Raw genomic sequence first — 11786 nt, forward strand, 5'->3', positions numbered from 1 at the left:
GCGCCAGCGCGCCGTATCGCATCAACCGGAGGTGCCGGCCAAACGGCCGAGGCGTAACGCAATTCAGGCAATGTGCATTTTGCGACAAATTTACAACATTAGCGGCGCAAACCGTATTTTAACCATATCGGGTTGAAATTTCGCCACCTTCTCCATCTTGGTGAGGGGGACATTGCGCGGACGGCATCCCCAGCCGGATCCGACGGAGGTTGAAGAATGAAATTTTCGAAAACCGGCCTGCTGGCCGTATCGTTGGCCGCGCTCGTTGCGAGCGGCTGTTCAACCTCACGGTTCACATCAATGGACGAGCAGCAGCCGGCGCCGCTGGAAGCTGCGCCCGCCGGCAAGGTGACCGCAAACCAGCTGCCGCCGCCGGCGACACCCGGCCGGGCCGATCCGTCGAAGTTCCCGACCGCGCCGCAGAACACCCAGGTCGCCTCGCTGCCGCCCGACGGGACGGCGCCGGCCGGTGCGGCCGACCTCACCGCGTCCAGCGTCGCCGGTGTGTGGAAGGCAAGCGTATCCGGCCAGAGCTGTCAGGTGGCGACGCCGCAGACCAAATTCGGGTCGGGCTACCGCGCCGGACCGCTGCATTGCCCGGCGCCGCTCGACGGCATCAAATCCTGGAACGTCGCCGGCAAACAGCTGACGCTCTTTGACGAGAACGGCGGCACGCTGGCACGGCTTTATTCCTCGGGCGGCGAGAAATTCGACGGCCAGACTTCCAACGGCCTGCCGATCTCGCTTACAAGGTAAGAGAACGGCCCCCATTGTTACGCAATTCCGGACAGAAAACCGCTACACACTTTTCTTGGGATTGCTCCGGAACGACGTGACCGATGCATCTGCGTGACGGCCTCCAGACCCATGCGACCGTCAAGCAGCGCTACGACCATCTGGTCGAGACGGGCGCCATCGGGTGCGATCCGGCGCAGGAGCGGATCGCCGCTGCGCTCGACCGGCTGATCGAAGAGATATCGGCAAAGCGGCTGGCGCAGAAATCAAGCGCGCTGGGGTGGTTGTTCGCCCGCAAGCGCGAGGTGCACGAGGCGGTCAAGGGCCTCTACATCCATGGCGGCGTCGGCCGCGGCAAGACCATGCTGATGGACATGTTCTTCGAGCTGCTCCCGGCGAGGCGCAAGCGCCGGGTGCATTTCAACGACTTCATGGCCGACGTGCAGGACCGCATCCAGAAGCACCGGCAGGCTCGCAAGAACGGCACGGCCAAGGAGGACGACCCGATCCCGCCGGTGGCGCGCGCGCTGGCCGAGGAAGCCTGGGTGCTATGCTTCGACGAGTTCTCCGTCACCGACATCGCCGATGCGATGATCCTGTCCAGGTTGTTTTCGGCGTTGTTTGCCAATGGCGTGGTGCTGGTCGCCACTTCCAATGTCGCGCCGCAGGATCTTTACCGCGACGGCCTGAACCGTCAGTTGTTCTTGCCGTTTGTCGCTATCCTGGAGCGCCACGCGCAGGTGCTGGCGCTTGACGCCGACAAGGATTACCGCCTCGACAAGCTCAGCCGCATGCCGGTCTACATCACCCCGGCCGATGCCGCCGCCGACCATGCGCTCGACGACGCGTGGGCGGTGATGACGCATGGCAGGCCGACGGCCGAGACGATGCTGACGGTGAAGGGCCGGCACGTCGTGGTGCCGCGTGCTGCCGGCGAGGCGGCGCGGTTTTCGTTCGCCGATCTCTGCGAGAGGCCGCTCGGCGCCCGCGACTATCTTGCCATTGCCAGCCGGTTCTCGACCATCTTCATCGACCATGTGCCGGAGCTCGGCGAAGGCAAGCGCAACGAAGCCAAGCGCTTCATCCTGCTGGTCGATACGCTCTACGATCATCATGTACGGCTGGTGATGAGCGCGGCGGCACCGCCGGCGCAGCTCTATACGGCCAAGCGCGGCAACGAAGTCTTAGAGTTCGAGCGCACCGCATCGCGGCTGATCGAGATGCAGAGCCACGACTGGCTGGAGGACTGGGCGGAGAGGCAGACGGCGCAGGGATCATCGGCGGAGGCACGGCAGGCTCAGGGCTAGAGGCCAAGACTCTGCCGCGGCGATGCAGATCGCGCTGAAGAAAGGTCGCAGATGACAGATGGGAATGAATCATGCCACTAATCATTCCAGGCGTGGTTGGCACGTCAGGAGCGGATGGGAATGGCTCGGCTTCTAGATTTGAAGAGATTTTTCAGCAGCGAGCAGCCCAAATCGGGAGCTTCCAACCACACATACAGGAGATCGATTTACATCGAAGAACTTGGTGAGCCCGACCATGTCTTCCCTGGTAACGGGCCGGAAGCCATTGAAGTTCTTGCGTTTGGTCGAGACTTCTCGCTCATCGATCCTGCGGGCGACGGTTTTGTGTGTCTGACCAACGGCATGAGCGATCGCCGCATGACGGTGCCTTCAAACGCAGGCGAGGACGCGAAGCGGCGAGCTGAGTTGATGTGGTACGTTCGCAAGCCTGAACCAAATATCATCAAAAACCTACGCTGGCTGGCGGAGTATCCCTTCATTGACGATACCTGGTTAGGCTTTGGCCACCGTATTCCAATGTCTTGGCCGCCCGTCCCAAGATCGGAGTTCAGAACTTTCCTGTTCTTGACCCCCATCATCGCGCCGGACCAACGTATTGCGGATGCGCTCAACATCGAAAACGATGAAGTCGCAATCCTGTCCGTCCATTTGATCTCCGGCATTGAGTATGACTTCATCAAGACGGCCGGGCTGGACGCGTTTCTCGACGTCCTCGACGAGCACGATTATCCCCCAATCTTCAACCCAGAACGGAAGTCCTACGTCTAGGACGCATGACAGCTTCGAGCCGGAAGCCGGCATTTGGCGCTTCCGCTCAGTTTACGGGTCCGGACCCCTAGTTCGCTCACCTTGTCCGAGTGCGCCGGTGGATGACGGCTGCGCATTGGCCAACAACGATGCCGTCGGCGAGGGCCACGACCATGAAATGACCGGGCGCCGCGAGATAGGCGGAAAGCCGATCCGGCCTGACCGGCTCGTCGAAGACTTCGTCGGCAACCCGCATCACAAGGGCGTCATCGCCCGGAAATAGCCTTCTGATTTCCAGTGCCATTGTGTAGAATTCCTCTAGCTGGCTTCAGAAGTTTGACGTTTACGTAAGTCCCATTGTTTCTAACCGATTGAAATTATTCACTCCAAAATAATCGTTTGAATTTTTGTGCGGCCAAGGCTATTGCGTGCGGCGAATTTCGCGGTTCCGCAGCATCCCGGCCTCTTCCTCCGACGCCGTCATCAAATCGTTAAGATTTGGGCGCCGTCATAGTCAAAGGGAAAACATCCTGACATGGCACGCAACAAGATAGCGCTCATCGGCTCGGGCATGATCGGCGGCACCCTCGCCCACATGGTCGGCCTCAAGGATCTCGGCGACGTCGTGCTGTTCGATATCGCCGAAGGCATCCCACAAGGCAAGGGGCTGGACATCGCGCAGTCGTCGCCGGTCGATGGGTTCGACTCCAGGCTGACCGGCGTCAACGACTATGCCGGCATCGAGGGCGCCGACGTCTGCATCGTAACCGCCGGCGTGCCGCGCAAGCCCGGCATGAGCCGCGACGATCTTCTGGGCATCAACCTGAAGGTGATGGAGCAGGTCGGCGCCGGCCTCAAGAAATACGCGCCGAAAGCCTTCGTCATCTGCATCACCAATCCGCTCGACGCCATGGTCTGGGCGCTGCAGAAGTTTTCCGGCCTGCCGAAGAGCCATGTCGTCGGCATGGCCGGCGTGCTCGACAGTTCGCGCTTCCGTTATTTCCTGGCCGAGGAATTCAAGGTCTCGGTCGAGGACGTCACTGCCTTCGTGCTCGGCGGCCACGGCGATTCCATGGTGCCGATGATCCGCTATTCGACGGTTGCCGGCATCCCGCTGCCCGACCTCATCAAGATGGGCTGGACCTCGAAGGAGCGGCTCGACCAGATCGTGCAGCGTACCCGCGACGGCGGCGCCGAGATCGTCGGCCTGCTCAAGACGGGCTCTGCCTTCTACGCGCCGGCCGCCTCGGCCATCGCCATGGCCGAAGCCTATCTCAAGGACAAGAAGCGGGTGCTGCCCTGTGCGGCGTATCTTTCGGGCCAATATGGCGTCAAGAACACCTATGTCGGCGTTCCCGTGGTAATCGGCGCCGGCGGCGTCGAGCGGATCATCGAGATCGAGCTCTCGAAAAGCGAGCAGAAGATGTTCGACAGTTCGGTCGCGGCGGTGCAGGGCCTCTGCGACGCCTGCGTCAAGATCGCTCCGCATCTCGCGGCCAAGTAAGCCGGCAACCAAGCCCGCCAAGCAAGCTGGAGACATAGCGCATGAACATCCATGAATATCAGGGCAAGGCGCTGCTGAAAGGTTTTGGCGCACCCGTGGCCGAGGGCGTGCCGGTGTTCAAGGCGAACGAGGCGGAAGCCGCCGCCAAGGCGCTGCCCGGCCCGCTCTATGTGGTCAAGAGCCAGATCCATGCCGGCGGCCGCGGCAAGGGCAAGTTCAAGGAGCTCGGCCTCGATGCCAAGGGCGGCGTCAGGCTGGCGAAGTCGGTGGCCGAGGTCGTCGCCAACGCCAAGGAGATGCTCGGCCATACGCTGGTCACCAAGCAGACCGGCCCGGCCGGCAAGCAGGTCAACCGGCTCTATATCGAGGACGGCGCCGACATCGAGCGCGAACTCTATCTGTCGATCCTGGTCGACCGTTCGGTCGGGCGCGTCGCCTTCGTCGTCTCGACCGAGGGCGGCATGGACATCGAGGCGGTCGCCCACGACACGCCGGAAAAGATCATTACCGTCGCCATCGACCCGGAAAAGGGCGTGACGGCCGACGATGTGAAGAAGCTCAACGCCGCACTGAGGCTCGACGGCGACGCCGCCAAGGATGGCGCGACCCTGTTTCCGATCCTCTACAAGGCGTTTGTCGAGAAGGACATGAGCCTGCTCGAGGTCAACCCGTTGATCGTCATGAAGAGCGGCCGGCTGCGCGTGCTCGACGCAAAAGTGTCGTTCGACAACAACGCGCTGTTCCGTCATCCGGACGTGCTCGAATTGCGCGACACCACCGAAGAGGACGAGAAGGAGATCGAGGCGTCGAAATACGACCTCGCCTACGTCGCGCTCGACGGCAATATCGGCTGCATGGTCAACGGCGCCGGCCTCGCCATGGCAACGATGGACATCATCAAGCTTTATGGCGCCGAGCCCGCCAACTTCCTCGATGTCGGCGGCGGCGCGTCGAAAGAGAAGGTGACGGCGGCGTTCAAGATCATCACCAAGGATCCGGCGGTCAAAGGCATCCTGATCAACATCTTCGGGGGCATCATGAAGTGCGACATCATCGCCGAGGGTGTCATCGCCGCGGTCAAGGAGGTTGGCCTGCAGGTGCCGCTGGTGGTGCGGCTGGAAGGCACCAATGCCGAGCTCGGCAAGAAGATCATCAACGACAGCGGGCTGAACGTGGTGTCGGCCGATGACCTCGATGACGCAGCCAAGAAGATTGTCGCGGCGGTGAAGGGCTGAGCCTGTGCCTCCCCGCAAGATCAATCTCGTCGAGGCGGCGGACGCGAAGATCGCCAAGGTGTTCGATCCGCACATTGCCGGCGACGTGAATGACAGCCAGGTCAAGATCGCCAAGTTCGGCGATGTCTTCGACTGGCACGCGCATGACAACGAGGACGAGGCCTTCCTGGTGCTGCGCGGCCGCATCGCCATCGATTTCCGCGACGGCACGGTGGAGCTTGGCAGCGGCGATTTCATCGTCGTGCCGCGCGCCGTCGAGCACCGGCCACGCTCGCGGAGCGAAGAACCTGTCGTGCTGATGTTCGAGCCGGCGACGACGCTCAACACCGGCAATGCCAAGAGCGACCTCACCGTCACCGAGCTGAAGCGGCTCTGACCATGAACGCGGCACCGTTCTCCTCCCTCTCAGCCGATCACCAGCGCCTGCAGGCGCTGGTCGGTGCCTGGCGTGGCGAGGAGGAGATTTCGGGCACTCAGTGGGCCGACCCCGGCACGGCGGCTTCGGAAGTGCTGGCCGAGGCGCAATTCGGCGGCCTGTTCGTGGTGCAGCGCTATCGCCAGCGCCGCGACGGCACGGTTTCGTTCGGCTCGCACAATGTGTTCGGCTTCGATCAGCAGAACAGCCTCGTCACCATGCATCAGTTCGACTCGATGGGGCTCGTGCCGGCATCGCCCGCCACCGGCGCTTGGAACGGCAGCGAATTGGTTCTGGATCGGTTGTCGCCGCGTGGCGCGGCGCGCGTGACGTATATTTTTGACGATGCCGACACCTACCTCATGCGACTGCATTTCAAACCTGCCGGCAGCGATAGCTGGCAAGACATGGTGAGCGGCGTCTACCGGCGCGTCTCGCCTTCCTCGATCAACGGTTTTTAGAAAAGGGCTCCGATGTCCATTCTCGTCGACAAGAACACCAAGGTGCTGGTGCAGGGCCTGACCGGCAAGACCGGGACGTTCCACACCGAACAGGCGCTGGCCTATCACGGCACCAAAATGGTCGGCGGCATCCACCCCAAGAAGGGCGGCGAGACCTGGACCGGCGCCAAGGGCGAGGCACTGCCGATCTTCGGCACCGTAGCCGAAGGTAAGGCCAAGACCGGCGCCAATGCCTCCGTCCTCTACGTGCCGCCGGCGGGTGCTGCCGAAGCGATTCTGGAAGCGATCGAGGCCGAGATCCCGCTGATCGTCTGCATCACCGAGGGCATACCGGTGATGGACATGATCAAGGTCAAGGCAAGGCTCGACCGCTCGAAATCGCGGCTGATCGGGCCGAACTGCCCCGGCGTGCTGACCCCCGACCAATGCAAGATCGGCATCATGCCCGGCAACATCTTCCGCAAGGGCTCGGTCGGCGTTGTTTCGCGCTCGGGAACGCTTACCTATGAGGCGGTATTCCAGACCACCAATGTCGGCCTCGGCCAGACCACCGCCGTCGGCATCGGCGGCGATCCGGTCAAAGGCACGGAGTTCATCGACGTGCTGGAGATGTTCCTCGCCGACGACGAGACCAAGTCGATCATCATGATCGGCGAGATCGGCGGCTCGGCCGAGGAAGACGCCGCGCAGTTCCTCAAGGACGAGGCAAAGCGCGGCCGCAGCAAGCCGATGGCCGGCTTCATCGCCGGGCGCACCGCGCCGGCGGGCCGCACCATGGGCCATGCGGGCGCGGTCATCTCCGGCGGCAAGGGCGGCGCGGAAGACAAGATCGCGGCGATGGAATCGGCCGGCATCAAGGTGTCGCCGTCGCCGGCCCGGCTGGGTACGACCCTGGTCGAGGCGATCAAAGGTTAGGGGAGTAAGGGAGTACGGGAATAGGGGAGTAGGGAACAAGACGAGGGCATTTGCCCTACTCCCTTACTCCCCTATTCCCTTACTCCCCTCCAACAAAGGAGACGAAGCAAAGGCTTCGACAGTGACATGGCAAGACAAGATCAGGCCAACGACCAGTTTTCGCTTACCTCTTTCCTCTATGGCGGCAATGCCGATTATATCGACGCGCTCTATGCCGCCTATGAGGACGATCCCGCGTCGGTCGATCCCGAATGGCAGGACTTCTTTGCGGCGCTGAAGGACGACGCCGGCGACGTGCGCAAGAATGCCAAGGGCGCGTCTTGGGCCAAGCCCTCCTGGCCGATGCAGGCCAATGGCGAGCTGGTCTCGGCGCTGGACGGCAATTGGGGCCTGGTCGAAAAGCACATCGAAAAGAAGGTCAAGGACAGGGCGGTCGGCAACGGCGCAGCGCTCTCCGACGCCGACGTACATCAGGCGACGCGCGATTCCGTCCGCGCCATCATGATGATCCGCGCCTTTCGCATGCGCGGCCACCTGCACGCCAATCTCGATCCGCTCGGCATTGCCAAGCCGCTCGAGGATTATAACGAGCTGTCGCCGGAGAATTACGGCTTCACCGAAGCCGACTACGACCGGCCGATCTTCCTCGACAATGTGCTCGGGCTGGAATTCGGCACCATCCGGCAGATGCTCGATATCCTGACCCGGACCTATTGCTCGACGCTCGGCGTCGAATTCATGCATATTTCCGATCCCGAGGAGAAGGCCTGGATCCAGGCGCGCATCGAGGGCACCGACAAGGAGATCTCCTTCACTGCAGCCGGCAAGAAGGCGATCCTGCAGAAGCTGGTCGAGGCGGAAGGCTTCGAGCAGTTCATCGACGTCAAGTACAAGGGCACCAAGCGCTTCGGCCTCGATGGCGGCGAGTCGCTGATCCCGGCGCTGGAGCAGATCATCAAGCGCGGCGGCCAGCTCGGCATGAAGGAGATCGTGCTCGGCATGGCGCATCGCGGCCGGCTGAACGTGCTGTCGCAGGTGATGGCCAAGCCGCACCGTGCCATTTTCCATGAGTTCAAGGGCGGCTCGGCCGCGCCCGACGAGGTCGAAGGCTCGGGCGACGTGAAGTACCATCTCGGTGCCTCGTCGGATCGCGAGTTCGACGGCAACAAGGTGCATCTGTCGCTGACTGCCAATCCCTCGCATCTGGAAATCGTCGACCCGGTGGTGATGGGCAAGGCGCGCGCCAAGCAGGACTATCTGTTCGGTCGCAGCCGCGAGGAGATCGTTCCGCTGGAAGAGCGCGCCAAGGTGCTGCCGCTGCTGTTGCATGGCGACGCCGCCTTTGCCGGCCAGGGCGTGATTGCCGAAATCCTCGGCCTGTCGGGCCTGCGCGGCCACCGCGTCGCCGGCACGCTGCATTTCATCATCAACAACCAGATCGGCTTCACCACCAACCCGCGCTTTTCGCGCTCGTCGCCCTATCCGTCCGATGTGGCCAAGATGATCGAGGCGCCTATCTTTCACGTCAATGGCGACGATCCGGAAGCTGTGGTCCATGCGACCAAGGTGGCGATCGAATTCCGCATGAAGTTCCACAAGCCTGTCGTGGTGGACATGTTCTGTTACCGCCGCTTCGGCCACAATGAGGGCGACGAGCCCGCCTTCACCCAGCCGATCATGTATCGCAAGATCCGCAACCAGAAGACGACGGTGCAGATCTATGCCGACCGGCTGATTTCCGAAAGCCACATCACCCAGGTCGAGTTCGAAAAGATGAAGGCCGATTGGCGGGCGCATCTCGAGCAGGAATTCGAGGTCGGCCAGCATTACAAGCCGAACAAGGCGGATTGGCTGGACGGCGCGTGGTCCGGCCTGCGCTCGGCCGACAACCAGGACGAACAGCGGCGCGGCAAGACCGCCGTGCCGGTCAAGACGCTGAAGGAGATCGGCAAGAAACTGACCGAGGTGCCGAAGGATTTCGAGGCGCACAGGACGATCATCCGCTTCCTCGACAACCGCCGCCAGGCGATCGAGTCCGGTGAAGGCATCGATTGGTCGACGGCCGAGGCACTGGCCTTCGGCGGCATCCTGCTCGACGGCAATCCGATCCGGCTGTCCGGACAGGATTCGGAGCGCGGCACCTTCTCGCAGCGCCATTCCGTGCTCTATGACCAGCGCGACGAGACACGCTACATCCCGCTCAACAATCTGTCCGCGGCGCAGGCCGGTTTCGAGGTCATCAACTCGATGCTGTCGGAAGAGGCCGTGCTCGGCTTCGAATATGGCTACTCGCTGGCCGAGCCGAAGGCGCTGACGCTCTGGGAAGCGCAGTTCGGCGACTTCGCCAACGGAGCCCAGGTGGTGTTCGACCAGTTCATCTCGTCGGGCGAGCGCAAATGGCTCAGAATGTCGGGCCTCGTCTGCCTGCTGCCGCACGGCTACGAAGGCCAGGGGCCTGAGCATTCGTCGGCCCGGCTCGAGCGCTTCCTGCAGCTTTGCGCCGAAGACAACATGCAGGTCGCCAACGTCACGACGCCGGCCAACTACTTCCACATCTTGCGCCGGCAATTGAAGCGGGACTTCCGCAAGCCGCTGATCCTGATGACGCCGAAGTCGCTACTGCGCCATAGGCGGGCGGTGTCGACGCTGCCGGAAATGTCGGGCGAAAGCGCCTTTCACCGGCTGTTGTGGGACGACGCCCAGCTGCTGTCGGGCCAGGCCATCAAGCTCACCAAGGATTCGAAGATCCGCCGTGTCGTGCTCTGTTCGGGCAAGGTCTATTACGACCTCTACGAGGAGCGCGAGAAGCGCGGCATCAACGACATCTATTTGCTGCGTGTCGAGCAGCTCTATCCGTTCCCGGCCAAGGCGCTGATCACCGAACTGTCGCGCTTCCGCAATGCCGAGATGGTGTGGTGCCAGGAGGAGCCCAAGAACATGGGCGCCTGGTCGTTCATCGATCCGTATCTCGAATGGGTGCTGGCGCATATCGACGCCAAGCATCAGCGGGTGCGCTATACCGGCCGGCCGGCCGCCGCCTCGCCGGCGACCGGATTGATGTCGAAGCATCTCGCCCAGCTTGCCGCCTTGCTCGACGACGCGCTTGGTGAATAGAACAGAACCGAAAGAAACGGACAGGCACAATGGCAACCGAAATCCGCGTCCCGACACTTGGTGAATCCGTCACCGAGGCGACTATCGGCAAATGGTTCAAGAAGGTCGGCGACGCGATCACCGCCGATGAGCCGCTGGTCGAGCTCGAAACCGACAAGGTGACGGTGGAAGTGCCGGCCGCCGCCGCGGGCACGCTCGCCGAGATCGCCGTCAAGGAAGGCGAGACGGTCGGCGTCGGCGCACTGCTCGGCACGATTTCGGCAGGCGCCGGCGCGGCAGCCAATGCCGCCGCCGCGCCGGCGGAGAAACAGGATGCGGTGTCGCAGGCTTCGGCTCCCACCGCAGCCTCGAGCGTCAAGCAGGCCGCGGCCGAGACGGCCAAGATCGCCGGCGACGCCGGCGCGATCGAGACACGCACAATGCCGCCGGCGCCGTCGGCGGCAAAGCTGCTGGCCGAGCATAATCTCGCGGTCGACCAGGTCTCGGGGTCCGGCAAGCGCGGCCAGGTGCTGAAAGGCGACGTGCTCGACCTGATCGCCAGGGGCGCGCCGTCGCAGCCGGCCGAAATGCCAAAGGCAGCGCCTGTTCCGGCACCTGCCGCGGCGCGTGCGCCGTCCTCGGTCGACGATGCGTCGCGCGAGGAGCGCGTGCGCATGACCAAGCTGCGCCAGACCATCGCGCGCCGCCTCAAGGAAGCGCAATCGACCGCCGCCATGCTGACCACCTTCAATGAGGTCGACATGAGCGCGGTGATGGCGCTGAGGAGCAAATACAAGGACGTGTTCGAGAAGAAGCACGGCGTGAAGCTAGGCTTCATGGGCTTCTTCACCAAGGCGGTCACCCATGCGCTGAAGGAGATACCGTCGGTCAATGCCGAGATCGACGGCACCGACATCATCTTCAAGAACTACGCCCATATCGGCGTTGCCGTCGGTACCGAGAAAGGCCTGGTCGTGCCGGTTGTGCGTAATGCCGACCAGATGTCCATCGCCGAAATCGAGAAGGAAATCGGTAGGCTGGGACTTGCGGCGCGCGACGGCAAGCTGTCCGTCGCGGATATGCAAGGCGGCACGTTCACGATTTCCAACGGTGGCGTTTACGGGTCGCTGATGTCGACACCGATCCTCAATGCGCCGCAGTCGGGCATTTTGGGCATGCACAAGATCCAGGAGCGGCCGATGGTGGTCGGCGGCCAGATCGTCATCCGGCCGATGATGTATCTGGCGCTGTCCTACGACCACCGCATCGTCGACGGCAAGGAAGCGGTGACGTTCCTGGTGCGGGTCAAGGAAAGCCTGGAGGATCCTGAGCGGCTGGTGCTCGACCTCTAGTGGCGGCTCACGTGAGCGGGAG

At 62.9% G+C, this 11786-nt stretch carries 11 protein-coding genes; 10 read left to right on the plus strand and 1 reads right to left on the minus strand.

The window, feature by feature from the left end; genetic code table 11:
- The first annotated feature begins 216 nt into the window (after positions 1 to 216).
- The 3 genes from NKJ46_RS23595 to NKJ46_RS23605 all read left to right on the plus strand — a co-directional run bounded on the left by NKJ46_RS23595 (position 217) and on the right by NKJ46_RS23605 (position 2810).
- A complete protein-coding gene (locus tag NKJ46_RS23595) occupies positions 217 to 756 on the plus strand; it encodes a protease inhibitor Inh/omp19 family protein (RefSeq protein ID WP_352668036.1) in 540 nt (179 codons plus the stop codon).
- An 83-nt stretch (positions 757 to 839) separates the two neighbouring features.
- Positions 840 to 2042, plus strand: a complete 1203-nt coding sequence (gene zapE, locus NKJ46_RS23600) for a cell division protein ZapE (protein WP_352668037.1) — start codon at positions 840 to 842, stop codon at positions 2040 to 2042.
- 120 nt (positions 2043 to 2162) lie between these two features.
- On the plus strand, positions 2163 to 2810 hold the full coding sequence (locus NKJ46_RS23605) for a suppressor of fused domain protein (RefSeq protein WP_352668039.1): 648 nt from the start codon (positions 2163 to 2165) through the stop codon (positions 2808 to 2810).
- Between the two features lie 76 nt (positions 2811 to 2886).
- Here the strand turns inward: NKJ46_RS23605 and NKJ46_RS23610 are convergent, their stop codons facing one another.
- Entirely contained in the window at positions 2887 to 3093 is a 207-nt protein-coding gene (locus NKJ46_RS23610) for a hypothetical protein (protein ID WP_352668042.1), read from the minus strand.
- Between the two features lie 231 nt (positions 3094 to 3324).
- Between NKJ46_RS23610 and mdh the strand changes: the two genes are divergently transcribed.
- The 7 genes from mdh to odhB all read left to right on the plus strand — a co-directional run bounded on the left by mdh (position 3325) and on the right by odhB (position 11764).
- Positions 3325 to 4293 carry a malate dehydrogenase gene (gene mdh / locus NKJ46_RS23615; RefSeq protein ID WP_352668043.1) on the plus strand — a complete coding sequence of 323 codons (969 nt, stop codon included), beginning with the start codon at positions 3325 to 3327 and terminating at the stop codon, positions 4291 to 4293.
- A 41-nt stretch (positions 4294 to 4334) separates the two neighbouring features.
- Entirely contained in the window at positions 4335 to 5528 is a 1194-nt protein-coding gene (gene sucC / locus NKJ46_RS23620) for an ADP-forming succinate--CoA ligase subunit beta (protein WP_352668045.1), read from the plus strand.
- A gap of 4 nt (positions 5529 to 5532) precedes the next feature.
- Positions 5533 to 5904, plus strand: coding sequence for a cupin domain-containing protein (locus NKJ46_RS23625; protein WP_352668047.1), 372 nt, complete (start codon positions 5533 to 5535; stop codon positions 5902 to 5904).
- 2 nt (positions 5905 to 5906) lie between these two features.
- Positions 5907 to 6404, plus strand: coding sequence for a DUF1579 family protein (locus NKJ46_RS23630; protein ID WP_352668050.1), 498 nt, complete (start codon positions 5907 to 5909; stop codon positions 6402 to 6404).
- 12 nt (positions 6405 to 6416) lie between these two features.
- A complete protein-coding gene (gene sucD / locus NKJ46_RS23635; RefSeq protein WP_352668052.1) occupies positions 6417 to 7319 on the plus strand; it encodes a succinate--CoA ligase subunit alpha in 903 nt (300 codons plus the stop codon).
- A 126-nt stretch (positions 7320 to 7445) separates the two neighbouring features.
- A complete protein-coding gene (locus NKJ46_RS23640; protein WP_352668053.1) occupies positions 7446 to 10433 on the plus strand; it encodes a 2-oxoglutarate dehydrogenase E1 component in 2988 nt (995 codons plus the stop codon).
- A gap of 29 nt (positions 10434 to 10462) precedes the next feature.
- Entirely contained in the window at positions 10463 to 11764 is a 1302-nt protein-coding gene (odhB, locus tag NKJ46_RS23645; protein WP_352668054.1) for a 2-oxoglutarate dehydrogenase complex dihydrolipoyllysine-residue succinyltransferase, read from the plus strand.
- Positions 11765 to 11786 lie beyond the last annotated feature (22 nt).

It is taken from the genome of Mesorhizobium sp. M0166, from assembly GCF_040322255.1.
Classification (GTDB): domain Bacteria; phylum Pseudomonadota; class Alphaproteobacteria; order Rhizobiales; family Rhizobiaceae; genus Mesorhizobium.

Excerpts from the sequence above, each read along its gene's own strand:
- NKJ46_RS23640 (WP_352668053.1), top strand. The coding sequence starts at position 7,446 with ATGGCAAGACAAGATCAGGCCAACGACCAGTTTTCGCTTACCTCTTTC.
- mdh (WP_352668043.1), top strand. The coding sequence starts at position 3,325 with ATGGCACGCAACAAGATAGCGCTCATCGGCTCGGGCATGATCGGCGGC.
- NKJ46_RS23610 (WP_352668042.1), bottom strand. The coding sequence starts at position 3,093 with ATGGCACTGGAAATCAGAAGGCTATTTCCGGGCGATGACGCCCTTGTG.
- NKJ46_RS23595 (WP_352668036.1), top strand. The coding sequence starts at position 217 with ATGAAATTTTCGAAAACCGGCCTGCTGGCCGTATCGTTGGCCGCGCTC.
- zapE (WP_352668037.1), top strand. The coding sequence starts at position 840 with ATGCATCTGCGTGACGGCCTCCAGACCCATGCGACCGTCAAGCAGCGC.
- sucC (WP_352668045.1), top strand. The coding sequence starts at position 4,335 with ATGAACATCCATGAATATCAGGGCAAGGCGCTGCTGAAAGGTTTTGGC.
- NKJ46_RS23630 (WP_352668050.1), top strand. The coding sequence starts at position 5,907 with ATGAACGCGGCACCGTTCTCCTCCCTCTCAGCCGATCACCAGCGCCTG.
- odhB (WP_352668054.1), top strand. The coding sequence starts at position 10,463 with ATGGCAACCGAAATCCGCGTCCCGACACTTGGTGAATCCGTCACCGAG.
- NKJ46_RS23605 (WP_352668039.1), top strand. The coding sequence starts at position 2,163 with ATGGCTCGGCTTCTAGATTTGAAGAGATTTTTCAGCAGCGAGCAGCCC.
- sucD (WP_352668052.1), top strand. The coding sequence starts at position 6,417 with ATGTCCATTCTCGTCGACAAGAACACCAAGGTGCTGGTGCAGGGCCTG.